Source organism: Photobacterium sp. WH77 (assembly GCF_022014395.1).
Classification (GTDB): domain Bacteria; phylum Pseudomonadota; class Gammaproteobacteria; order Enterobacterales; family Vibrionaceae; genus Photobacterium; species Photobacterium arenosum.
This window is the reverse complement of record NZ_JAKLTE010000026.1, coordinates 24,588-51,048: the sequence shown is the minus strand read 5'-3', so window position 1 is coordinate 51,048 and position 26,461 is coordinate 24,588. Positions and strand designations below refer to the sequence as shown.

Sequence of the window (26,461 nt, the reverse complement as noted above, 5' to 3'; positions counted from 1 at the left end):
AGTCAGGTGATGAAAAACTAAGCACTCATGCGGTCGCCCTGTCACTTTCCCTGACTTCATTTTTTATCTTGCATTTTTTAGTCATGTTTTTATATCTCCCGTATTGGTCCATTACAGGCACATTCCAAAATGAATGATCAATATGGTTAAACATTGAAGAAAACATTTCTTCTGACGGAAGTTCATCAAATGTTTTCAGATTCAGTCCATTATATTCGTACTGATACAGATAGTGATTAAATTGTTCTTTTTCTCTGTCGTACAATGAATTCATACAAATGACATCATTCAACAGAATACTGTGATTCACGATGTTCATATTGAAGAGACATTCCTGATTGGTACTGGAAAGAAAAGTAAATCTTACAACTTTCAGATGTCCATCTGCTTTCTCTTCTACAACCCGATATGCATATGTACTGGCTTTGATGATATTTTCATTCATCATGATCTGATCAAGATAGAGACCATGGGCATCAATGTTAACACGCGGTTGATATTCACCGACTGATTCTTCGTTCGCTTCATCCAAAAGGGTTGAACCAGATTGGCTCTCTGAAACATCATTCAATAAAAATAGCCCAGACGGCGTTTCATATGCTTCACCGTTGAACTTAATCACTTGATTGACGCGTATCGTTCTTTCTTCTGACCCTCTTTTTGGATCAAACGTATAATCCTCTACTTTATCTGAGAGTCGAATGTCTCTGTACCCATTCGTTTCCGTATTCAGTAAATGCAAAATGGTGTGAACGGTTTTCTCTTGAATGACACCTTCATAGCCATTGCAATGATCGCCTTCGACTAATCTCCAGGAATAGGTTGGCATGTTATTCAGTACAGGAACGAGTTTCTCTCCATTCTGGACAAACAAAGTTAAGAAATCATTCTCCAGAAAACCTGCGCATCGCGGTTTATCCCCTGTATGTAAACGCACTCCTAATGCACGTACTTCATCGTTCAAATAATATCTTGCTGTATCCAGCATGATGCTATTCTCATCGATGCGTGTATCGCCTCCTTCAACGATGACATTTTTGTAGCTAGCGATTGATCGCTTGGTCCTCCGGTCAACCAGTAACACGCGCCACAAATAATTCTGATGTCGCTCAGTTTTATGCTCACTCCTGATATATGAAGCAAACACAATATCTTCATGCTGCGGATGTGTTTTACACTGGATCGATTCTATATTGCCTCTGAACTCAGCATCGTTTCGCTGTTGATATTGATGGATGATACTCAGATCACCCTCAAGGCAACCAGATTCAGGTTCACCAAATGACTTCATGCTGAAGAGCAGCAAAACTGATACAAATATACTTTTCACAGAACTCACGCACCCTCCTATCTAATCTGAATTCAGGAATACAAAGAATTATCTAGTGTAATCAACTTACTCTCAGAGAGAGTATAATTTAAAAAATCACCAGCAGCATCTTTACTTCCGGAAATTTTGACAGATATTATATAGATCATTGAAACAGTCTTTTTGATATTATCACTTTTACATAATATCAGACAAAACTCATATTTATCAAAAATTTCACTTCACTACCTCCATGTTATTAGACTTTATTATTTTTATATAATTTATCAATCTTTCTGTTTCATCTTTTGCATTTGGGTTTTTGCACGTAAATATTTTCTCTTCATTCCCTTCATTTTCAAAATTGATATATTCAATATTTGACAATTCATTCATAAATGCAAAAGTGAAATATTTAGATGATGAAGCAATAACAGTAAATTGTTCACCATTAACTTCAACCGAATCGGATTTTATATCTATTAAAGATACAAGTAATCCTTGATGGTAAATTTTTATTTCATCATTAACCAACTTGAAATCAATAATACCACTATATCCATCATCCATTTCGTATTCAGGATAAGATCCAATTTTACTATCGTAGATCATTCTCCCCTTCTGTAAATCATCACATGTAAATTCATAATTAAATGAATCAGAATTCACTTTTGCAGGGGTATTTATTGAAAACAATAATACTACAATATAAAAAAATGCACTCATTAGGTTACCCATTAAAACCATCCTCCGGAAATTTTTTATCTCCAATATGTCCTTTATATCTAGTCTTACTTACATCTAGCTGCCATTTCTTTTCACTATCAGATTGTTGTTCATAATATTTAAAATCGACGAAATATCCAGGATTAATTTTAGTATGAGAGTCAAAATACTGATGGCGTGTAGAAACCTCAAAATGTAAATGTGGCGCACATGTACCATCTATTTTAGTTCCAGAAACCCCTGATTTCGCTATAATCTGCCCTTTAGTCACTTTATCGCCAACTTTCAACGGCATTCCTGTTTCTGGATTATTTTCAATCGATTTTAGATGCATGTAAGCAAAACGTAATCCATTGTCAATATTAACATCCTTTCCTATAGCCCCTTCACTACGATCTGATAATTCATGAACTTTATAATCTAAACGTTCATTCCAAATTCTCTGCACGAGTTTCTTATCAGTTACCCTTAAAACAATTAAATTTCCGTTAGAATTAGAATGCCTTGTATGTTGAATCTCAGCATCTACGCAAGCATAGACATTGGTTCCAACTTCAGCAAAAATATCAAGACCACGATGAGCACCAGCTCTTTCTTTTCTTATATCATCCCCAAACAATCCCCAATATATACATTTCCCACCACTTTGATAATGATTTGTACTCATCGGATTTAAGATTGGCTCATGCCAATGACGTTCACCATCCTTAATATTCGAGATAGATAATGGCCAAATATGCCAAACCCTAGATTCAACATTCAACACATTGAGATCAATTTGTTGAATCCATGTGATTTTCTCAATCCGCTGCTGTTCATGGTTTATAAATTGGCTATATATAGATTCGATCATTTCAGGATAAGGTGAATTCTGATAGCCTTCTTCAGATTGATAATAACTCCTCAGCTTGTTTTCTTGTATCTCACGTCCTTTCTCTATTAGTTTTTTGTATTTAATCGCTAATTCATCTTCCTTGGAATACCACTCACTCGGGTGCTTGGCGATTACTTTTTCAAGTCTGTTAGTGGCGGCCTGATAGAAGGCAACCAGTTCGTTTTCTGAGATCTGGCCGTCGTTATCTGTGTCGATTGCGCGGCGAATGTCGTTAAAGAAGGCGTTTGCCGGCTCCATTACACCGGTACTGCTGCTGCCGTCGATAACCTGAAAACCATGTTCTTCTTGTCCACCAGCCAGAGCTTTAAGGAAATATTCAGGCGGGCGATCATTTGAGAACACTTCAAGATGAACACGATATTCCTGATCAATATTGCCTTGGGCATTTTTCAGGTACTCGTACTTACCCAGATAACCCAGGTGTTCGCCGGCTTTAATGTTCATCGGTAGTTCAGGCACCTGGACGGTACCATCAGCGACGATGGGTAAATTATTTTCCGGGCCATTTTTGGTGTGCCATGGCGGCATTTGTTTGGTCAGGACATCGGCCAGTGCGGGTAAACAATATTCAGCCGTATCTCCGTTGTATTTACTGACGGATAACCAAATTTCCTGATCCAGTTTTTGATCAGCCGCAGACTGTTTGCTGACTCTATCCCTTTCGTTATCTGCAAATTTACCGACTTGCACGACTTTACATTTCAGGAAATCCCAAAATTTCGTTCCAGCTTTCTTTTTCGTAACCGATGTTCTGGACGGATCGGTTAACTGAATCACAGTCCCGACAGGCATTAAAGTTTTGGTCTCAAAATCCGTGGTTGTCACATCGCCACGGACATACCAGGTTTGTGTCAGCCTGATATAGTGGATTTCGCTGACACTCTCTGCCGCTGTGATCGAATCCTGGATTTCTTTTTGCGATTGCAGATGCATGTAAAGGGAATAGAAAGTGTAACTTTCGTCTTCTTTATCCGGGTTCTGGAAGGTATGGCGCAGCAGGCAGAAGTTGTTGCTGTAACTGGACGTGGTCTCCAGATACTGTGTGGTCGGGTATTCTTCCGCCATGCGATAAGCCACCAGCTCACCGTCGGCCATGGCCTGAACCGGCTGGAAGTGCTGTGCCCAGAATGCAATGCGGTTATTAAAGTGAATGCCGCCGTGCCAGCCACGGCCTTTACTGATGATGTAACGGCCGCTGGTCTGCCCGTTCAGCAGCACCTTTAGCGCGGAAACATCGTTGAACTGGCTACCGTCGACCTGACAGATGGGAAATGCGGTTTTCATGCTCGTGTCACCTTAGTCTGAATACACATCGAGGAACGGAATCAGGCTTTCCTGTCCGGTGTTTGCTGTTGTGAAAACCACAGCAGTCACCTGGCCGACCGTGGAACTGTAACCGGAAACCTGGGTGTTTGTCACAATACTTTCTTCTGCGTTTTCAATTAGCTGCATCAGCTTCTCACTTAAAGAAGAAAAATATTGTGCCGTAATGTCCGGCAGAAGCCGCTTCAGGGTTTTTAAGCCGTCTTCATAACGGGCAATCCCTTCCACAATCACGGTGCGGTGTTCGTATTCAGCCTGCAGTTTCACGAAGGCGAGATAATCGGCTATCACACCGACAAAATTGTCGATGTACTGACTGAACGACTGAGCGACAGCCTCCCAGTCCATATTGCGGATATATTCAATACTGTTGCCTGTGCCGTGATAACGTACACCGCCCAGCAAAAAGGCCGGCGGCAGAAACTCGTCCGGCGTGAACAAGGCATCGAGAATATGCCCCTGCGGATGGCACAATGGCGCAAGGCTGTGAATCAGCGGTACGTAGTGATCGACAGTGTCTGCGTCGCGTTGAATCCAATCCAGTGCTGACACAAAACATTCGCCAAACACTTTATGCTGATGTTCGGTGGCGAAATACGTGGCGCTGAACTGGCTTTCAAACCGCACCAGTGATTCGAAATCCGGATCAGAGAAGGTTTCCGACAGCAAAACGCCCCAGTCGTTGCGCACGCCACTGCGTTCCTGCCAGAACGGCACGCGATTGCCCGCCACAGCTGAGCAATAGCTGAATAAATCCGGATACGGGTTTTCGACGCTATTTTCCGGCAGGTTATTGTAAGGCTGATACGGATCCTGAGATTCCTGAATATTGAAGAGACACAGGGTTTCTTCCAAACCGCTGACCACGGCCTGTCCGGAAGCATCCAGCGTGCCGCTGCCCAGCTCCGCCCCGCCTTCATCAGTAACCGTAAAAGGCGCATTTGCCAACGGAGCACCCGTTGGGTATCGGCAACTCAGGGTGACATCAAACGTTGCGGCTTCGTCTGGCGGTACCTCGACACTGGCTTGGGATACGCCAGACAGGCACATGGTATTGGCTTTGTTCATGGTCATCATGTCAGACAAGCGGGCAACCCCTTCGCCTTCGATTTTGACGGTGGCAGAGGCAGTGACAAAAGCGGCTTCTCCCTGAATTACACCAGAGACTATGCCCTTCTTGTCTCCACCTTCATCGCCGGTACTGGTTGAGAATTTGCTGGGTTTGATCGCGATACTGTTGCCACCGTCCATTGTCACTGTCGTCGTACCCTCCACCAGATCGGCCGATTTGGCTTCATTGGAATACGGAATCGGCACAACGGGTGGCCCGCACTGTGTCATACAAACATCCGGAATATCGGCGTTTGCTACGCCCTCCGAGCCTTGGTGGACAATACTCAACCCATCTGCACTTACTGTTACCGGCATTACCCGTCCTCATCTCATCAATAATTAGGCCATTTTATCAACAAGATAGGATTGCTTTCTCACTGGAATCTCAGTGAATAAGACGGATATGACTGTCGATTTAACGGTTTACCCCGAAGTGAGAAGCGGATTCCGTTTCTGTCCTGATGATTCGCGTTTGCTTTTATGACCTTGATTATCTGGTCTTATGATCTTTTCTTAGAGCGAAGGCATACCATGACGCAGCAGTATTATCCAGAACTGAACCGACTGGGACAGATTTTAATTCTGCAGTTATGGTAACTAAGTAGCGTGATTTTCTGAACGCATATGCAACAATGAGCTAATCTTTTATGTGAGTAACCTCTGTCGGGGAAGGCGAGGCCTATGTTGTTATGCCACCACTCTTTTTTAATCATTGACGATAGTCATATGGCTATCGCACTGACGCGCTCTATGCTGACTAATGCCGGTGTGCCCAACTCACACATTCAGACCGCCACAGACAGCCTGAAAGCGCTTCGGTTACTGCGAGCTAACCAGTTCGACGTGGTACTTTGTGATTACAACATGCAGCACCATATTGATGGCGGACTTATTTTTGATGAAATCAAACATAATCATCTGTTATCACCCAGCAGCGTCTTTATCTGTGTGACCGGCGATAACAGCCAGAAAGTCGTGACCCATTTTCTGGAACTGGAACCCGATGATTATCTGATTAAGCCGTTTCGTTTTTCTGATTTCATTTCGAGAATCGAATACGTACTGGAGCGAAAAACGGTATTGAAGGTATTACTGACTGCTATTGATGAAAAACAGTACGAACAAGCCCTGCATCTCGCCTCGTCACTAACCCAGGACTTCCCCAAATATAAGGGCTACATCACACGCATACAGGGTGACTGTCTGTTGCGGTTACAACGCCATCAGGAAGCTGAAACCCTGTATTTAAAGGCCTGTACGGAAACACAACATATCTGGCCCATGATAGGGTTTGGTAATGCACTGCAAGGCTTGGGAAAACTCAAGCAGGCACAAGAGATTTTCCATAAAATACTGGCAAAACATCCGTACCACCCCAAAGCCCGCCAGGGGCTGGCTAACTGTTTGATCAGACAAAACGAACTGCCGCAAGCCTTACAACATTTTCTGATGCTTCATAAAATCAATCCGGCTAACCCGATCCGGGAACTTATCATTGCCAACTTATATGCCCACCAGCAGAACCATAATAAAGCCGCAACCGGCTATCAGCGTTTCATCCGCAAAGTCGCAGATACCAGCCAGTACAGTTATGGCGTGGAAGTGAACGCCGCCATCTCGCTGCTATTGGCCAGCATCTATTCCCGTGATGCCAAACACACAACACAACTGATTGATGAAGCCCGTAGTGCGCTTGTTCAGCTAAATCAGAAAGCAGCGAAAGAAGATAGACGGCTCGAAAATCACCCCAGCTTTCTGGTTGGTCTGGCGATACTCGCCTGCATGCGCGGGGAGATTCAAAATTGCTACAGCATCGCAAGTCAAATTGACATGGATAGCGTAGAGACAGATGACTTTTACACCGCGTTGAATCTGGCACGTATGTATGGATTTTGTGGTATGCCGGACATGTATGAAGCGGCAATGGTCAAAGCGCGGAAAATTTGCGGTCAGACAGAAGATGAAGGACTGATGCTCAGTCAGATTGAGTTGCTGAACGGCTTTCAGGATGAAATTTACCAACGGCTGAGATTGGGGGGCGCACTGGTTAAGAAGGCACAGTCATACCGGCAACAAAACCTTGCCAATCAAGCGCTAAAACACGCTTATCGTGCTTTTTTCATCGTACCGTTTCACCATGAGCTGTGTTTTTTAATACTGGAACTCACCGCACTGGCTACCCCTGTCGGGCTACAGCATGATGAGGTCAATGAGATTCTGAAATCCTGCTACTGGCTTTACTGCCATGATAAGCGCCCTACTGAACAACAGAAACGGCGCGCGCTGGATCTGTACCGGTTAGCGGCCATGCGAGTGGCGTAATGCTCATTAGATCAAGGTGCGATCTCCCACATCAGCCACTAGGGATCCAGGTTAAATACATTATTGTCGAACAGAGAAGTGACGATTTCTGTGGCGGTTGAACTGATATCCAGATCCAAGCCGCCCAGGTCCAGGTTTTCCAGCACCACATTGTGCTCCCCACTCACCGTACTTACTGCCAGATTGATGCTGTCGCTGGTATCGATATTGGCATCAATGTTATCGAGCAGACGGGTTAAGTTATCAGCGCCGCCGTCCGGTAAAACATCCGACAAGGTCAGTACATCTTCACCGGGATTCAAATCTGTAAACACATCGGTATTGGCCGGCGTGGTGACAGACGAAGTATTGATTACAAAATTATCGGCACCTTCCCCGCCGGTTAAGATGTCATCACCGGGTCCGGCAATCAGGGTATCGTCACCGGCCAGTCCGTTCAGCGTGCTGCCCGAAGCTTCCGCTGCCAGCTGATCATCCGCTATGGTGGCAAAGCTGATATCAAGCAGCAGAGCGCCATTATTAAATAAAGTTTCCAGTTTTTCTCCGTCGGTTAATCCGGCCGGATCTTCGCCAAGCAAGCTGGCCTGACTGACGCCTTCCAGCACTATGCTCTGCACAAGGACACCGCCGTCAAGAATATTGAGCAGCGTATTACTGCCACTGTCGGCCAGTTGAATTTGAGCAGTCAGATCATCAAAGGAACTGCTGCCGGAAGTATCCACCGCTTCGGTCAGATCCAGGCCGTCGATGCCGGCTTCGAAATCTTTCACCGTGTCCGTGGCTTCATTGCCGGCCGTGCCTAAATCAGCCGCAATCCACCTGAACAGATCACGAACCCCGTCACCGGTGCCACCTTCTTCACCGCCCCAGAGCAGGTCATCACCTGCACCACCGACCAGAATATCCTGACCTAAACCGCCAATAAGAATATCTTCGCCATCTCCCCCCAACAGCGTGTCCCCGCCATCCGCACTGATGACCAGATTCGGTGCACCGCTGTCACCGGCCCCGATTTCCCCGCCGGTATTGGCCGGATCATCGACGCGGACTTCAATCGCGACCGGCGCTGATTCTGCCTGACTGCCGTCTACCTCTTCAGAAACCGCAACCACGGACAGATTGCTGGTCCCTTCCGGCAGATTGCTGACCAAGAGATCACTGATCTGTGCCGCAGTGACCGTCCAACTGCCATCGCCATTGTCTGTCCCGACCACAGCCCCGGTGCTGTCGACTAACTGGCCCGTGCCGAGATTGCGAATCTGCACCGTCAGAGCTTCATTCGGATCGCCCGCGACGGCTTCAAGTCCCAGTAACGGTATGACCGCACCGAGCGCACCCCGCATCACTGCGGTCTGCGGGACAGACAGTGTCAGTGTCGGCGGTGTAGCCACCGGCGTCACCGTGACATTCACTGTGGTTGTGGCAGTTTTCGGGCCGTCAGTCCCAACGTTGCCCTGATCATCGACCGTCACTGTGACCGTATCTGCGCCATTGAAATCCGCATTTCCCTGATAATCCACACCTGCTGCCAGAATGGCATTGATCTCATCCAGGCTGCCTTCCAGCGTCACTGCGCCTGTCCCGTTATCGGTCACGATGACCGACGAACCACCGGGGACAGTCACGGTCAGTGTGCCCTGATCCGCGCTCAGCGTGGCGGTCATCACGCCGGTTGATCCGGCTTCGCTGAAATCAGCATCAGTGACGGATAAACCACTGAGAGTCAGTACCGCCTCTTCCGCCACGGTCTGACCGGGCAAGGTTGGCAATTCAGGTGCATCATTGATGGCCTGCACCTGAATGGTCACCGTGTCACTGTCTTCCAGCGGGCCGCCAGCGCCCGTGTTGCCCTGATCATTGGACGTCATCGTCAGCGTGACATCGCCATTGACATTCAGATCCGGCGTAAAATTCAAACCACTGCCAAGCAGTGTGTTGATGTCTGTAACAGAGCCTTCCAGCACTAAGGTGTCTGTCCCGTCACCGGTGATCGTCAGCGCGCCCGTATTGCTGCCGGCCGGCACAGCAAGCACGCCGTCGCTGACGCTCAGTGTCACCGTCATGGTTCCCTCGGATGTTTCATCCACGTCCACATCCGTGACCTGCAGTGCCGTGATCAGCAGTGTGTTATCTTCATCCACCACCAGCGGATCCGACGGTACTTCATTCACCGGGGCATCATTGACCGGATCGATGCCCACCGTGATTGTGGTGAACACGGCCTTGTCGTCGGTGGCCACATCGGTTTGATCCACGGCGCGGATTTCAAGGTTCAGTTCGCCATTCCAGTTCTCTCGGTTGGCATCGCCCGGCACAAAGACCAAACGGTCCAGATCAGCACTATCGACCGTGACCAGCCAGGTGCCGTCCCCGTTGTCAGTCACCGTTCCGCTGACACCGTCTGGCAGCGCAATACTGCTGGATTCCGGTACATTCGACACCAGAACCTGCAGCGTTTCCGGCGGATTTTCAGTCACATTTACCGCCCCGTTCGTATTACTGGGCGCGTCATCGAACGCTTCAATATTCAGGATCAGATCGATGCTCTGATCTTCCGTGCCGCTGGCCGTCGGTGTGACATCGGTATCGACCCGATCTGCCACCGGATCGACCTGCAGTGTGAAGGTCGCAGTCTGTTCAGACGGCGTCGACAAACTTTCCTCCTGAGTGAAGACCGTCACCCCAATTTCTGCGGTTCCGCTGAAATCCATCGGCGGTGTGATTGTGACACTGCTCAGATCAAAGCTCGTACTGCCCGGTGGCACAGCAATGGTCCATTCACCGCCGCCGTTGTTGGCCGCACCGCTGACCACAAACCCTTCCGGCACGTTGGTCAATTTGACAGAGAGAATTTGCTCGGAACCATCAATGTCGACGACTGAGCCCCCCAAGCCCGACAGACTGATGGCCGTGTCTTCATCGCCGACCAGCGGCACATCGGTGCCGACAAAATCGACCGAATCATTCACAGCGACCACCTCAAAGGTCACCGTATTACTGAAGGTTGCAGTATCACTTTCTGTCGCCGGTCCGGTGGTCATGTCATAACTCGCGGTATCTGTCACTTCAACCGACAGCGACAACGATACAGTGCCGCTGAAATCCTGCGCGGGCTGGAAGACAATGCTGTCCAGCTGGCTCAGATCCGTAATCGTCAGTGAGCTGACCGGATTCCCATTGCTGTCGAGCAATGTCCCGGTTGCCGGATCGGTGACAGTCACCACAACCTGAGTGATGGTTTCCAGCCCTTCCGCCTGTGTGGTACTGATATCGCCGACAGAGCCCGACACATCCAGAATGATTTGCCCGTCTTCATAAGCCGTGCCAGTCTGGATGACTTCGGCTTCGCCGCTGTCCGACACAGGTTGCAGATCCGCATCCAGCCCCTGCGTTTCCACCACGCTTAATGTGAAGTCCGGCTGATCCACCACAGGTGAAATACGGATGGGAATCTCATCAAGCTGCTGATCGGTATCGCCGCTGACCGTGTCTGTATTCACATACTGGACACTGATCGTAAAGTCCCCGGCAAAATCCTGCGGCAGATTCAGGCTCACGCCGCTTAAATCAATGGTGCCGTCCGGATTCACCGTCGTTTTGATCACATACTGATTGGTCACAAAGTTAAAATCAGTGCCGGAAATCGTCACGCCCGGTGGCAAGCTGCCTGCATCAATCACCAGCGATAATTCATCATCACCCTGATCACCTGCAGTGCTGTTCAGGCTGACGATCTGATTCAGAAAGCTGCCAAGATCGACCTGCGTGTCTTCCGCCCCTGTGACTTCAATCGCCTCGTCAATCTGAATCTCAGCAGCGACCTGATCCTCCGCGCCACGGGTGAAAGTCACCTGCACCGTATCGGTAAATTCCACCAGCGCGCTGACGTCGCCATCATCACTGAGATCCTGCACCCGGCCTGCCACTTCTACCGTGGCTGTCCCGTTAAATCCCGGTGGCGGGATCACGACAATCTGATCCAGATTGCCATCCGGCACATACCAGCTGCCATCTCCGTTGTTAATCGCGCCTTCGACCACAAAACCGGTCAGCAGATTACCGCCCGCATCGCGGAAGGTCAGAACCACATCGGTCACGACTTCATCACTGCTCGGATCCAGATCCAGGAAACGAATCGAACCCTCCGAGCCGCCGCCCCCAGTCAGATCCAGACGGTCGCCCACCACCAGCGTATCGGTAAAAATGGGATCGCCATTGGTGTCTGTCCCGGTTTGAATGCCAATGACGCCATCCGGCTCGACCACAGCCGTGAGATTCAGCGTGACCGTGCCAGCCACTTCTTTGGTTGCCACAGCCGGTGAATCCACATCGTTCTCTTGCACCATCACCAGGGTATTGATTGTGACATCCAGATCCGAATCTTCCGGCGCAATCAGCTGAAGCTGTGCCCCGCCCTCCAGTAACGCAAATTCCGCCGCAGTCAGGGTGACGGAGCCGGAAGCATCCACCGTCAGGGCAGTGATAGTTCCGCCATTGTTAATTTGCAGGCTGTAGCCCGGAGCCGTCGGTATATTCTGAAGCGTCAGCCCTGTGGCAAACTCTTTACTGTCGCTGAACGGTGGCTGCCAGTTGATGGTCACCGGTTGATCTTCCAGTCCCTGACTGGTCTGGGTGTAATCCCCGGCATCAATGACCGGCTCGATGTGAATCACAATCTGGCTTTCCTGTTCCAGTTGATCCCCATCGTTTTCTGTCACCACCACTTTGGCGTTCAGCACAATATCTTCGGTGCTGTGCAGAGGCGGCCTGACCGTAATCGTTCCGGCATCCAGCTTCACTTCATATTTCGGGGTGCCTGTGGCCGGGTCAATCCCGGCATAAACAATCGACTGAGGATTCCCATCGGCATCAAAGAACTGTGTGCCTTCCGGGATATTACTGATCACCAGCGAGAGGGTTTCCGACGTATCCGTTGGTGCTAACACCAGCTCTCCGGAAATCACACGAAAATCAAGCACCGCTTCTTCGTCTTCATTGATCGTGGTTTCCACCCCCGGCAATCCACTGTCCGGCAGCACGGTCCAACTGGTCCCGCCAATGTCAAAGTCCGGCGCATCAGCGACACCCGTCAGATCCACCTCGATGGTTTTCGCCGGAATCACCCGCTCATCAGTCACTGTGGTTGGGGTGCCGTCTGCCAGCGTGATCTCAACCTGATCACGTACAACGCCTTCCACGGTGAACGAAAAATCGACATTGCTTTCAGGCACCGGTTGCAACTCAATCTCGCCGATGTCGGTATACGCAAATTCATAGACGCCATTGGCATCCGGGGTGAGTGGTGTGCCGTTTTGCAGCAGTACGGCGCCATCGGGCAGGTCGGAAATCCGGACGAACAGGGTTTCGACACCAAAATCATCGGCGGTGTCATCCAGCTCGGTCAGGGTGATATGGTCACTGAGCGGAATCGGTTCATCTTCGAGAGACTCAACCCGCGTCACTTTGAGCAGGGCATCATCTGCGACTGGCAGAACGTTGATGACGACTTCCTGCACCACAGACTGGGCAGTTTCCGAACCAGCCAGAGGGTTCAGTGTTTCTGTACTCTGCGCGATCAGTTCAAGGCGAATATCACCACTGAAGTTATCAGCAGGGTCGACAGCCACGGTATTGATCTGACTGACAGGCACCAGGAACGAACCGTCTCCCTGATCAATCAGCCCTTCACCGACTATCTGTCCCTCGCCTTCGACAATGTGCACAATGTATACCAGCTCTTCTGAGCCGTCGGTATCTTGCAGCAAGGCGTTGAATGACGGGCCGATATTGATGTTATCGCCATCTTCCTGCCCGTTGCCGTAGTGAACCTGTGCCGCGCCGTCCCAGACAGGCACATCGGCAATGCCCTGCACATCGACGGACAAGGTGCCGGTCAGTTGAGCAGGCGGCGTACCTTGTGTGACGTCAATCTGAGCGGTCACGGTGAAATCCAGCAAGAAGCCCGGCTCGGCGGCCGTCGAATAATCAGGCTCCGGTACAAAGGTCACCCCTTGCAGTTCAAACACACCGTCGCCGTCGGGATCAGTAAACGCGCTGGCAGGAATTTGGACCTGGCCGCCGCTCGGGGTGATCAGCACACCGTTAAAATAAAAATCCCCGTGCGGCTCAGCCGACAGAACGATAAAAACATCACCTATGGTTTCGCCTCTGTCCTGATCGCCCAGGTCGATCGACATGGTGACAGGAATCCCCAGCGCAGGATCGGCCAGACTCTCGTCCGGGTCCGGATTGCGTCCCTGCTCTTCCACGCCCTGCGCAGGACCCACAATGAGCACCGGGTTGTCATCAGTGATAGTCAAATTGATCAGGCTGGTGTCCAGATCGTTATCGCCATCGAGCACTTCGAACGTCAGCGTGCTGGTCAGGGCCGCATCGGCATGATCAATGTCAGGCTCTGACACGAAAAACGCGTCACCTTCCGGGTGGACGAATAACTGACCAATCAACTGGCCGCTTTCAAATATATCTACCGCGACAAACCCGCTGGCATCCGGTGCCCCGCTCGCTAAATCGGTCCGGTTACCGTCTGCGTCAATAATGGCCGTCACTTGGGCATCATCGGCCCCTTCCTGGCTGACCGCCAGCAGATCCAGCGTGCTGCTTGTCTGGCCTTCCACTAAGGTATCGAAAGTCACATCAGTCGTTACCGGCAGGTCATCATTCACGGTGACCGACAGGGTGATCGCACCGCTGGGATCATCATCCTGATCAACAGCTGTGACGATGAAATCCAGCTGCAGGCTGGTATCGTCATCCGGTTGCTGGTGATCAAGCGCCCCGGTCAGCGTAAAGCTGTAACTGGCTGTCACCACATCAAAATCCAGAATGAACACTGTGACGCCATTGGCCTGCCCCAGATAAGTGTCTGTCCCGGCGTCATACACCAGAGTCACAGGATTGCCGCCTGAGGTCAGTCCGGTATTGGCGGCGTTAAAGGCATCGACATCCACGATAAATTCCGCCACTTGATCAGAGCCGGAATCCAGCGTGATCTGGCCGGTAGCAGACTCGCCGTCACCGCCGGGATTGGTGCCCGGATGGAAGCCATTGCCGCCATCCAGATCGGCTTCTGTCACACTCACCGCTTCAATGGCAGTGAGTACAGGATCATCACCGTCTTGAATCGTCACATTGACCGGCACCAGATTATCGAGAAAATCACCATCGCTATCCTGCACCTGAACCGGCAATTGGAATTGAATCTGATCATTTTGCGACACCACCAGGCCTGAGGTGTCTGTCCCGTTATGATCCAAGGGGGCAAGCTGCTCAACCACCAGTGTGATATCAAGCCCTGCACCATCGGCGTTCTGGGTGGCGGCCAGCGTCGCGGTCAGCACGGTTGCACCACCGGCGGTCAGGGTCAGTACCTTGGTCGCGTTATCCCAGTTTGCCGTCACTGGCTGGCCGCCTGCTGTGATTTCAGCCTCCAGTTCGGCAATCAGCTGAGCCAGCGTGGCAGCGTCAAGCGTTGTGGTGGCCGGGTCGAGTCTGTCGACACCCGGATTGATCGTTATTTCTGTCTGTCCCGATACCGGATAACCGTCGGCCGGATCGGCCGGGGTGAGATCGCCTTCAGTAAAGACAATGGTATTCACACCGGTAAAGCTGCCGTCGGCGTTGGTGCCATCGGCAATGGTGATTGTTATCGTGCCCGGTGCGCTGATATCGCCATCCCTGTCCTGTGCCAGTACCGTCAGGGACAGATTATTGTTATCCGGCGCATCAAACTGATCGAGCGGCTGGGTCTGGTTCACCACATAGTTGCCGTCTGTGTCTAGGGTGATTGTCAGCACAGTGACTGAGGGATCATCGGTGCGGGTCACTGTGATCGTATCGCCGCTGACCAGATAATCAGTGTCGAAGCCATTGCTGGTCAGGTTGTCCAGCGCAGCCTGCGCCGCATCAAAGAACACAGCAACAATATCGTCACTGCCGGTATCCACCGCTATGCTGCCGTTACCGGTTGCCACTCCGTCATCGCCTTCATTGAGGCTGGCACCGGAATCGCTGCCAAATGCCGGCAGATCACCGTCGATGATCGCAATCCGGGTCACATCCGGGGTTATCAGTAAATCACCGTCACTGTCGGCGATCTGCAAGGGCACATCAATGCGAATGTCGCTGCCATTGGCCAGTACGATGTCGCCGTTGAAATCGACATGCTCTAACGGGCGGAACTGCTCCACACTGGCGGCCACATCCACGTCGCTCCCATTTTGGGTGGCCGTGAATGTCACGGTTAATACAGGATCATTGCCGCCCGTTGTCACCAGGGTAATAGTGACAACGCCATCGACGGATTCATCGACAACTGCGGTTAACGCTTCACCGTTTGAGGTCAGAGCGGACAGCTCATTTTGCAGCGTGTCTGCCGCACCGGCTTCCAGCATCAGGGTGCTGGCGACCAGATCATCCGTCACGGCAGCAATTGCAAAGGTGGTGGCGTTATCAACCGGGTAGGCGTCTGCCGGAACCGTGGTGTCCAAATCGCCTTCGGTGATGCTGAGGGTTCGGTTGCCGCCTTCCGGATCCGGGCCGTCGGTAATATTAATGATCAGATTGCCCTGATTGCTGACATCCCCATCCTGATCCACTGCCGTGACGGGCAGTACCAGTTCGGTGACATCCCCTTCCTCCAGTTGCTCCAGCGGCAGATGCTGCACAACCGTGTAGGTGCCATCGATATTCACAGTGACCGTCAGTACGGGAGTACTGTCTGTGTCTGTCACCAATTCGATGACATTGCCTGTCACCGTATAACTGGTGTTCACACCGTTTGAGACCAGATCCTCCAGCGATGGCTGGCTCTGTGCAAATTCAAGTGTGGCGATCGCATCGCTGCCAATGTCCAGCGGTATGCTGCCGTTGACCGTCTGTTCATCCAGGGTTTCAGTGAAGTTGGTGCCGCTGTCGGTCCCGAGTGAAGGCAGAACGCCATCGGTAATGGTGACCTGGGCATTGACAGGCTGCTGCAGTGAATCACCATCCACATCCGCAAGCTGTACCGGAATACTGACCACCAAATCCGTGCCATTGACCGATACCAGCCCGGTATTATTACCGGCTTGATGATGATCAAGCGGTAAATGCTGGGTGGTCGCAAAGCTGAGCGTCACATCCTGACCGTTCGCGGCCTGTGCGGCGGTCAGGGTTATCGTCAGGGCAGGCGTACCGTCAGACAGCGCGCCGGTCAGCTCTCCCGTTGCGGAGTCATAGCTGAACGTCAGCGCCTGTCCGCCTGATGTCAGTTCTGCTTCCAGTTCATCAATCAACCCCTGCAACTGAGCGGGGTCGATTTCAATCGTAGACGGGTCAAGCCGGTCCTCCCCTGCGATAACATCCGCCGTGGTTGAATTGGTGGCCGGGTAGCCGCTCGGTGACAGGTCGGGCTCGGTCAACGCAAGGGTAATCGTTCCGCCACCGGCAGGATCATCGCCGTCGGTCACAGTGACAGTGATAATGCCGGTATTGGTATCGCCATCCTCATCTGTGATGATGAGGCTCAGCGGCAGATCCAGGCTGTTGCCAGTATCCTGATCCAGAGTGCCGATCAGCAGCGTATCGTAGCTGCCATCTTCTGCAACAGTGACTGTCAGTATGAGATTACCATCGGCATCACTCACTGTGATTTGATTGTCACTGACCGCAAAGCTGACTGACTGGCCATTGCTGCTGATACCGGATAATCCGGGCTGATCGGGCGCAAAATTCAGAGTCGCTATGGCATCTGAGCCGATATCCACACCAATGTTGCCACCGCTGTTCAGCACGCCGTTATCCATGGTTTCATTTACGGTGACGCCTGTATCTTCCAGCAGCGCGGGAATATCGCCATCGCTAATCGTCACCGTCGCGTTAACCGGTGTAATCAGGCTGTCGCCATCGACATCATCGGCCTGGACATTGAAATTTATGGCAATACTGTCGCCGCTGACAGACACGAAACCATCGCTGTTGCCTGCCAGATTATGGTTGAGCGGCAGGTTCTGAGTGACTGCCAGATTGAGCGACACATCATTGCTGCCTGTGACCTGAGTGGCTGTCAGCACAATACTGACAGCGACTGTGCCGTCAGCCAGTGCGCCCTGCAGCACCCCGGTGGCCGGATCATAGCTAAACGTCAGCGGCGATGTACCCGATGCCACTTCGGTATTGAGTTCATCCAGCAATGCCTGCACGTCGGCCGGATCGATTTGTACCGACTCCGGCACTAATCTGTCAGCGCCTGCGGTAATGACGATATCTTCACTGTGACTTTCCGGATACTGGGTGGGATCAGAATCCGGCTCGGTGATAGCAACAGCGACACTCTCTCCGCCAGCGGCATCACCGCCGTCGGTAATATTGACAGTAATAGTGCCCGGCGTGGTGTCTCCGTCATCATCGGCCAGCAGCACGTTCAGCGGTATCACCAGAGGATCAGAATCTGTCTGATCAAAAGTGCCTGTCAGGGTGACATCGTACGCACCGCTCTCGTCAATACTGACCGTCAGGATCACATTACCGCCAGCGTCGAGCACCTGCAGCGTATCATCATCTACCCGGTTAACCGTAACCGCTTCGCCATTACTCTGTATCCCCACCAGGCCCGGCTGAGTCGGTGAAAACGTCAGGCTTGCAACCGCATCGCTGCCGATATCAATGCCTATGCTGCCGGGCAAAGTGGCACCCTGATCATCAGTTTCGTTCACTGTGACTTGAGTATCATCGAGAAAGGCCGGCAACTTACCGTCAATAATAGTCACGGTAGCAGCAACCGGTTGCGCCAGTGGGTCTCCATCCACGTCGCTGGCCTGAACAGGCAAATTAATCAGAATCGTCCCGCCATTGACAGTGACAAAACCGTTGCTATTACCGTTCAGGTTATGATCAAGCGGCGCATTCTGAATCACATTCAGTGTCAGGCTGATATCATTGCTGCCCGCCGCCTGTACGGCGGATGGCAGAATACTGAGAACGACAGTTCCATCTGCGAGTGTGCCTTCCAGCACCCCTGTCGTCACATTGACGGCAAAAGTCAAAGCTTGTCCGCCTGAGGTCAGCTCTGCATTCAGCTCTGTGACCAGCGCCGCAAGCTGAGCTGGATCGATCTCGACAGTTTCCGGTACTAACCTGTCTTCTCCTGCTGAGACGATCACGGTTGCAGTGCTTTCAGCGGGATAATTACTGGGCTCCAGCTCCGGTTCATTCACTGTCACCGCAATCACTTCACCGCCCGGAGGATCTTCGCCATCAGTGACAGTCACAGTGATCAGCCCCGTATCCTGATCACCGTCATTATCTGTGATGACGAGGTTCATCGGTATGTCCAGCGAATCGCCGGTCAGATGATCTAACGTGCCAGTCAGTATCACACTGTACTGACCATCAGGTGTGATCGTGACCGTCATGATCACTGTGCCATTATCATCTTCCAGCGTGATCTGATCGCCATTCGGGACCAGAGTCAGCGGATTGCCGTTACTGGTGAGCGTCAGATCCGGCTGGGTATCGTCAAACACCAGTGATGCAATACCGTCGCTGCCGATATCCAGGCCAATGGATCCTGTCAATGTCTGGCCGTTATCAGCCGTTTCATTGGCAGTTACCCCGGTATCCACCAGAAATTCAGGTAAATCACCGTCATTTATCACTACAGTGATTTCTGCCGGTGTCGCTAAACTATCACCGTCGGTATCTTCGGCATTCAGCGGCAAGGTTAATGCAATCGTCTCACCGTTAGTGGTGATATATGGCGAGATCACTGCGCTGGCGAGATGATCTAACGGCACATGCTGGGTTACTGTAATGCTGACCGCCAGATCTTTACTGCCGGACTGAGCCACGGTAAAACTGATTGCTAACGCCAGTGAATTGTCTGGCAACCTGCCTTCCAGCACACCTGTTGTTGGATTGACCAAGAAAGTGATGGTCTGCGCATCCGAAGTCAGTACCGCGCCCAGGTCATCAAGAATGGCTTGTAACTGCGCCGGATCCAGCGCCAGCGAATCGGGCACTAAGCGGTCGGCGCCAGCCGATATCACAATGTCATCGGTGCCGGTCTGCGGATAGTTATCCGGCTCAGAATCAGGTTCAGTGAAGGTAATGCTGCCCGTTTCTCCGCCTGCCGCGTTGTCACCATCCTGAATCGTCAGGGTGATCTGCCCCTGCGCTGTATCGCCGTCGTCGTCCGTTGCCAGTACCGCCACAGGCAATATGATCTGGTCATCGGCGCTCAGCTCATCGAACGAATCGGTGATGATCACTTCATAACTGCCGTCAATACTGATGGTCGCGGTCAGAATGACACTGCCGGAGGCATCGGATATCTGCAGCTGATTGTCACTCACGTTGTAGCTAACCGGATTGCCGTTACTGGACAGGGCGCCAATCGCATCAGCCAGTGCCTGATTATCGATGATAGTAACGGAGGCTACATCATCGCTGCCGATATCCAATACGATCTGGCCTGCGACGGCAATGCCGTCATCCGTTGTTTCATTGACGATAGCACCACTGTCATCACCAAAAGCGGGAAACACACCGTCTGTTATTGTGCTGTTGACCAGCACAGGATCATCCAGAAAATCACCGTCTGTGTCCTGCGCCTGCACCGGAACAGTGATCACTATAGTATCGCCGGATACTGCAACCAGCCCTTCGCTGTTCCCGCTCTGATTATGATTTAAGGGGAGATGTTGTGTCAGCGTGGCACTCACCGTCATATCCAGGCCATTGGCCGCCTGAGCAGGCGTCAGCACAATATCGACGGCCAGCGTGCCGTCCGGTAAGCGTCCTTCGATTGTATTCGTCTGTGGAAGGTAAGTGAATGTCAGGGGTTGATCGCCAGATTGTACTTCTGAGGATAACTCAGCCAGTAATGCAGCGCTCTGCGTAGTATCAACGGCCAATGTTGCAGGGTCGAGTCTGTCGACACCCGCTGTCACAGTGACTGAATTTGTGCTTGCTACCGGAAAGCCGCTTGGCGACAGATCCGGTTCAGTGACAGCTAAATCAATCGTTTCTCCGCCCGGTGCATTGCTACCGTCAGTAATGATCAACACCACTGTGCCAGGCGTGGTGTCTCCATCAAAGTCGATGGCTGTCACCCCCAGATTAAAGACGGTTTCATCTGAGATCAGCTCATCAATAGGCTGGAACAGTGTGAAAGCATAGGCACCATCCAGTGTAATACTGACGGCGAGGACAGTATTGCCTTGAGCATCCACCAACGTTAACTGGTTACCATCGACGCTCAGCGTCGTTGGCAAACCGTTGCTGGTCAGCCCGTTCAGCGCCGGTTGATCCGCTTTAAACACCAGGGCTTCAATAGCATCACTGCCGATATCCAGTGGTACGTTGCCCATCTGCACCACGCCCATATCTGCCGATTCATCCAGACGTGTACCTGGGTCTGCGCCAAAGGCAGGATCCGTACCGTCCACAACAGTGACTGTCACGCTGACAGGAGTATCTAAGGCATTACCGGCGACATCAGCACCCTGCACATCTGCCAGAATCGTCAAAACATCATCAGCGATAGCAACCCTGCCGCCAGCGCCGCTGTCGAGGTGATCAACCGGACCACTCAACACAGTCGTCAAGGTCACAACCACATCCCGGCCACTCGATTCAGCCACCAGAGAAACAGTGATAACAGTTTGTCCCTGACTTTCCCCGACAATGGCATTCTGGCCAGCGTCAAAACGGAAAATGACGGGCTGACCGCCAGATGTCACTTCGCTGTTGAGTTCATTCAGTAAAGCATTCAGAGTGCTAGCGTCAAAAGTAAAACTGGTGGGATCGAGCGGTAGTGTACCGGCTTCTATCAGCACAACTGACGTTGTTTGGCTAGGATAGGTGTCCGGCGCTAAATCGCCTTCCGTCACAGACAGTGAAACGGATTCCCCGCCACCTGCGGCGTAGATGACATCCGTATCTTCGTCTGACTCAGGAAACACAAATTCATAATCTGTATCAAAGCCCGCTTCGGTAAGTATGCTGTCGCCATCATAATCAACAACCACGAAACCACTGTTGGCGGCCTCACCACTGGAACCTGCAGCAGCAGCTTCAAACACTTCCGTTGGATCTTCCCCGGCCAGGATCAATGCCTGGAGCTGTTCGATATCCAGCCCAACCGGCGGTGCTTGATCGCTGTCAGGCTGTTCAAACTGAACATTATCGGCAAGATCCGACACCCAGACTCCGGCGCCATCCAGCAAAACACAGGTCGGACAGGGACGATCGACCAACACAGGCTCACCGTTTTGCATCATGACATAACGGGCATAGCCGTTCGCGACCACCAGCTCATCGGGCTGAACCTGGTAGGCGAAGTCGACCGGTTTCACCGAGCCATCGGGCTTGATAACAAACACCACCCCGTTTTCAACGATCAGGGTTGCCAGACCATTTGAGACAGACTCTGCCATAACGCCTCGCTGACACAGGGAAGCAATAACCTTGTCGTGAGCAACGATGTCTGCCATTCGCTGACTCACTGTCGGGTCAGTGTTCCTCATCTGATAATTAAGAATTGTAGAATAGAAGTGATACACATCACCTTTTCTTGATCTATCCTTGTCAATACGGAGTTATTCAGTGGGTTAGCATCACACTGTTATCGATTTCGCATTCGGACTAATAGCCAAACTACTGAAGTCGGAGCGGGAAGTTGAGTGTTTAACCGGGTTATTTGCTCTCAGTCTTGCTATTGAGACAATTTCGCAGCTTCAACAAGAGCGCCGACAGATATGAAGACGCCGTCAGTGAACCGCAAGCATCTTGATTTTGTGGATGATAAAACCGCCGCTCTGCTGCTCAACACACCGAGCAGTGCCAGGCTAATACTCTGGGTTATTGTCATTTTCTTTATCGTGGCAGGTGTCTGGGCATCCCGCGCACAGCTGGAACAGGTAACGACAGGAAGCGGGAAAGTTATCCCCTCCTCCCAGCTTCAGGTGGTGCAGAACCTCGAAGGCGGTATTGTCAAAGCACTGATGGTAAAAGAAGGCGAACAGGTACAAAAAGATCAGCCCCTGCTAATGATTGACGACACCCGTTTCCAGTCCGACTTCAATGAAAGGGCACAGGAGCTGGCCAGCGCCCAGGCCGATGCCATCCGGCTTGATGCCTTGCTCGATAATGTCACGGTTAATCAGACAAAAAAAATGGTGTCAGTATCCCGCCCGCCGCTGGTTTTTCCTGACACCTTCCTCAGCACATATCCGGATCTGGTTAATCGTCAGCAGGCTGAGTACAGCGATAATCTGTCAAATATTGAAAGCCAGCTCGCCGTTGCCACCCAACAACTACAGCAAAAGCAGCAGGAACTGATTGAAGCCCGCTCCAGGCTAAGCGGGCAACGACAAGGCTACAATCTGGCCAGCCGGGAATACAACATCACCAAGCCGCTGGCAGATGAAGGTGTGGTGCCTGAAATAGAGCTGCTGAAACTGCAACGCCAGCTCAACGATACCCGCAAAGAGATGCGCTCTACTGAGCTGCAAATCCCCGTCATTGAAGCGGCTATCCGGGAGGCTGAATTCAAGCGTCTGGATGTCGCCCTCAAATTCCGCTCAGACATTCAGGCCGATCTCAATCAGGCCACGGCCAGACGCGATGCACTGAACCAGTCCAGTATCGGTTTAGAGGATAAAGTCCAGCGCACCCTGGTGCGCTCTCCGGTCAATGGCACGGTGCAGACCCTGTATTTCAATACCATAGGCGGTGTGATTCAGCCCGGCATGGACATAGTCGCCATAGTACCGACCGAAGATAACCTGGTGATCGAAGCAAAAGTGCTGCCACAGGATATTGGCTTCTTACGTCCAGGTCTCAAGGCAATGATTAAATTTTCGGCTTATGATTACACTGTCTATGGTGGTTTAGAAGGCACACTGGAGCAAATCAGCGCCGATACGATTCAGGATGAAGAAGGCAACAGTTTTTATCAGGTAAAAATTCGAACAGAAACAAACAATCTCGCGGATAACAGCGGTGAGCAGCTGCCCATCATACCGGGAATGACAGCGTCGGCCGATATCATTACCGGCAAACGTACCGTGTTGCAGTATTTACTGAACCCGATACTGAAAGCCCGCAATTCCGCCCTGAGGGAGTAGACCAATGCACTATCTGTACACCAAGGTATGTACTGCACTGACCCTGGCGCTGATCACCGGGCTGGCCTCGGCACAATCGCTGGAGCAGGCGGTTGCCCAGACGTTGTCTTCCAACCCGGAAATCAAAGGGGCCTATAACGATTTCATGAGTCGCTATGAATCTATCCGGGCATCGAGAGGGCAATATCTGCCTTCTGTCGATCTGGAGGCCGGCATTGGCTACGAAGACTACGATGACACCACCAACAGCACGGGTGATTATAATCCGTCGGATGCCACCATCAGCATCAGCCAGCTAATCTGGGATGGTTCCATCACCTATCACGATATCCAGCGCAATAAGTCCGAAGCCGAGGCACAACGCTATCAGTTACTGGCCGATGCGCAGGACAAAGCACTGCGGGTCGCAGAGGTGTATCTCAATGTTCTGCAGGCGCAGGAAGTGCAGTCGCTCTCGGAATCGAATTACCAGATCCACCAGCGAATTTACACCGATATCAAAAAACGCACCGATGCCGGTATTGGCTCGATTGCTGATCTGTCACAGGTCGAAGGCCGGCTGGCACGGGCGGAGTCCAACCTGATCGCTTCACGTAATAACGTGCAGGACAAAGTGACGGAGTTTGACCGGGAAGTCGGTGAACAGCCGGTCAATCTGGTTCAGCCGGAAGTGGATATCAACTACCTTCCCCCATCGCTGGATCGGGCCATCGAGATAGCAAGGGAAAACAACCCGACACTGAAAACCGCCAGCAATGATATTGATGCGGCCCATTATCAGTACAAGCAGGAACGCGGGGATTTCTGGCCGACTTTCTCGATTGAGGCCTCTCAGGAGTGGGGCGAAGATCTGGAAGGCACACCCGGTCATACCGACGAATTAAAAGCCGGGTTACGCATGCGTTATAACCTGTATAACGGCGGTACTGATATGGCAGAAAGCCGCCGGGCGGCGTACCAGATCAATAAATCCAAAGATATTCGGGACAGAGCGCACCGTCTGCTGGATGAAAGCACCCGGCTGGCATGGAGCGCCCTGGAACTCTCTGAACGCCAGACCCAGTATTTACAAAAGCACGTCGATGCATCGGCCCGTACCGTAGTCGCCTATGAGAAACAGTTTCAGATTGGGCAACGTACTTTGCTTGATGTACTGAACACTGAAAATGAACTGTTTGATGCGCGCAAAGCCTATTTGCAAGCCTTTTACGACGGCATACTGGCCAGATACAGAGTCCTGAATGCCACGGGTAAATTGCTGGATGAAATGCGTGTGGATATCCCGGATAAATGGGCTGAGTCAGTGCGCTGATGAGTAAGGAGGTGACATGCAACGACAAGTGATGTGTTTCTTGCTGACACTCGTACTGCCGGGCTGCTCAACCACGGTATCGGATCCGCCCGTCGCCGAACAGTCGCGTGATCTGCTGGATCAGGATTCAGACGGAGTGATCAATGCGCGGGAGCGATGTGCCGACACACCACTGCCGGCTGTGGTGAACAATGACGGCTGTCCTGAGTTAGTTGAAAGTAAGCGCACCAATCAGCTGCATATCTTGTTTGCGAACGATTCTGATGTCATCCCGTCAGGTTTTCGCAGCCAGATTCAGAAAATGGCCGCCTTTTTGAAAGCCTATCCGGAAACGGCAATTGAGCTTAAAGGCTATGCCAGTCCGGTGGGGGCATCGCCGCATAATCTGGACTTATCCAAACGCCGTGCCGCGAATGTGCGCACATTGCTGATTGACCAGGGTATCGCGCCTGAAAGAGTCAGAACTGTTGGCTTCGGAGATCATGAACCGGTACCGGGACAGACACGCGAGCAGACCAATATCCTCAGCCGGCGTGTGACTGCAACCGTGACGGGGGCCGATGCCGGGGTGCTGGAACGCTGGACTATCTTCACCACAAGGAATCAATAACACCATGACAGTACGGCTTACTCCGGCCCCCTGCTGGCAACGCCAGTGACGCGGTGGCTGTTGATGACATGGCTATTACTTGCGCTCCCGCTGAATGCATTAAATGAACAGGATCAGGCGGTAATTGATCGCGTCACGGCTTTTTATGGTGAACGCGCAGGCAAGCGGATGATCGCCTGGCGGCAACTGCTGACTTCGGTATCCCATCAGCAGGATTGGCAGAAACTGGAGCAGGTCAACCGCTTCTTTAACCAATTCTCTTTTCTGAATGATATTGAAATCTGGGGAGAAAATGACTACTGGGCAACGCCCTTTGAATTTCTCGGTGCAGCAGGCGGCGACTGTGAGGACTTTACTATCGCCAAATATTTTTCGCTGCGTGAACTGGGTGTTGATGACCAGAAACTCCGCCTTGTCTATGTTAAATCACTCAAGCTGAATCAGTTCCACATGGTACTGGCCTACTATGCCAGCCCGAGTGAGGTGCCTGTCCTGCTGGATAATCTGGACCCTGACATCAAGCCCGCTACCGAGCGTCGCGATTTATTGCCCGTCTACAGCTTTAACGGCAGTCAGCTATGGCTGATGAAACAGCAAGGGCAGGGACAGCTCGCCGGTAAATCTTCGCGCCTGAAACGCTGGACCAACCTGAGAGATCGCTTCGACGCGCAGAAACTGGCGCGCCCGCTCATTAACCTGGACCAGCCATAGAAGGAAAGGA

Annotated in this window: 10 protein-coding genes; 5 read left to right on the top strand and 5 right to left on the bottom strand. The window is 51.5% G+C overall.

The window, feature by feature from the left end; translation table 11 throughout:
• Positions 1-25: 25 nt before the first annotated feature.
• From L6J37_RS19350 to L6J37_RS19335, 4 genes are all read right to left on the bottom strand, one after another.
• A complete protein-coding gene (locus tag L6J37_RS19350; RefSeq protein ID WP_237796262.1) occupies positions 26-1,339 on the bottom strand; it encodes a hypothetical protein in 1,314 nt (437 codons plus the stop codon).
• Between the two features lie 207 nt (positions 1,340-1,546).
• Complete coding sequence (locus tag L6J37_RS19345; RefSeq protein WP_237796261.1) at positions 1,547-2,047, bottom strand: hypothetical protein; 501 nt, start codon at positions 2,045-2,047, stop codon at positions 1,547-1,549.
• Positions 2,040-4,214, bottom strand: coding sequence for a M23 family metallopeptidase (locus L6J37_RS19340; RefSeq protein WP_237796260.1), 2,175 nt, complete (start codon positions 4,212-4,214; stop codon positions 2,040-2,042). The genes L6J37_RS19345 and L6J37_RS19340 overlap by 8 nt, the downstream gene beginning before the upstream one ends.
• 12 nt (positions 4,215-4,226) lie before the next feature.
• Positions 4,227-5,681 (bottom strand): DUF4150 domain-containing protein, encoded by a 1,455-nt coding sequence (locus L6J37_RS19335; RefSeq protein WP_237796259.1) that lies wholly within the window; start codon positions 5,679-5,681, stop codon positions 4,227-4,229.
• 366 nt (positions 5,682-6,047) lie between these two features.
• On the opposite strand from L6J37_RS19335, the gene L6J37_RS19330 reads away from it, so the two are divergent.
• The gene (locus tag L6J37_RS19330) at positions 6,048-7,688 is read left to right on the top strand and encodes a response regulator (RefSeq protein WP_237796257.1); all 1,641 of its coding nucleotides are present in this window, start codon (positions 6,048-6,050) and stop codon (positions 7,686-7,688) included.
• Positions 7,689-7,726: 38 nt separating this feature from the next.
• Here the strand turns inward: L6J37_RS19330 and L6J37_RS19325 are convergent, their stop codons facing one another.
• Positions 7,727-22,183, bottom strand: a complete 14,457-nt coding sequence (locus L6J37_RS19325) for a retention module-containing protein (RefSeq protein WP_237796255.1) — start codon at positions 22,181-22,183, stop codon at positions 7,727-7,729.
• A gap of 264 nt (positions 22,184-22,447) precedes the next feature.
• Here L6J37_RS19325 and L6J37_RS19320 point away from each other — a divergent pair, with 264 nt between their 5' ends.
• The 4 genes from L6J37_RS19320 (at position 22,448) to L6J37_RS19305 (ending at position 26,451) form a co-directional block, all read left to right on the top strand.
• Positions 22,448-23,818, top strand: coding sequence for an HlyD family type I secretion periplasmic adaptor subunit (locus tag L6J37_RS19320; RefSeq protein ID WP_218385226.1), 1,371 nt, complete (start codon positions 22,448-22,450; stop codon positions 23,816-23,818).
• Between the two features lie 4 nt (positions 23,819-23,822).
• Positions 23,823-25,130: a TolC family outer membrane protein gene (locus tag L6J37_RS19315; RefSeq protein WP_218385223.1), complete on the top strand. Its 1,308-nt coding sequence runs from the start codon at positions 23,823-23,825 to the stop codon at positions 25,128-25,130.
• Positions 25,131-25,146: 16 nt separating this feature from the next.
• Positions 25,147-25,740, top strand: coding sequence for an OmpA family protein (locus L6J37_RS19310; protein WP_192016375.1), 594 nt, complete (start codon positions 25,147-25,149; stop codon positions 25,738-25,740).
• 63 nt (positions 25,741-25,803) lie between these two features.
• Positions 25,804-26,451, top strand: coding sequence for a transglutaminase-like cysteine peptidase (locus L6J37_RS19305; protein ID WP_192016374.1), 648 nt, complete (start codon positions 25,804-25,806; stop codon positions 26,449-26,451).
• The last annotated feature ends 10 nt before the right edge of the window (positions 26,452-26,461 follow it).

What these genes read in the sequence shown, in the direction of transcription:
- L6J37_RS19345 (WP_237796261.1), bottom strand. Translation starts at nt 2,047, where the DNA reads ATGGGTAACCTAATGAGTGCATTTTTTTATATTGTAGTATTATTGTTT.
- L6J37_RS19340 (WP_237796260.1), bottom strand. Translation starts at nt 4,214, where the DNA reads ATGAAAACCGCATTTCCCATCTGTCAGGTCGACGGTAGCCAGTTCAAC.
- L6J37_RS19335 (WP_237796259.1), bottom strand. Translation starts at nt 5,681, where the DNA reads ATGCCGGTAACAGTAAGTGCAGATGGGTTGAGTATTGTCCACCAAGGC.
- L6J37_RS19330 (WP_237796257.1), top strand. Translation starts at nt 6,048, where the DNA reads ATGTTGTTATGCCACCACTCTTTTTTAATCATTGACGATAGTCATATG.
- L6J37_RS19325 (WP_237796255.1), bottom strand. Translation starts at nt 22,183, where the DNA reads ATGGCAGACATCGTTGCTCACGACAAGGTTATTGCTTCCCTGTGTCAG.
- L6J37_RS19320 (WP_218385226.1), top strand. Translation starts at nt 22,448, where the DNA reads ATGAAGACGCCGTCAGTGAACCGCAAGCATCTTGATTTTGTGGATGAT.
- L6J37_RS19315 (WP_218385223.1), top strand. Translation starts at nt 23,823, where the DNA reads ATGCACTATCTGTACACCAAGGTATGTACTGCACTGACCCTGGCGCTG.
- L6J37_RS19310 (WP_192016375.1), top strand. Translation starts at nt 25,147, where the DNA reads ATGCAACGACAAGTGATGTGTTTCTTGCTGACACTCGTACTGCCGGGC.
- L6J37_RS19305 (WP_192016374.1), top strand. Translation starts at nt 25,804, where the DNA reads ATGACATGGCTATTACTTGCGCTCCCGCTGAATGCATTAAATGAACAG.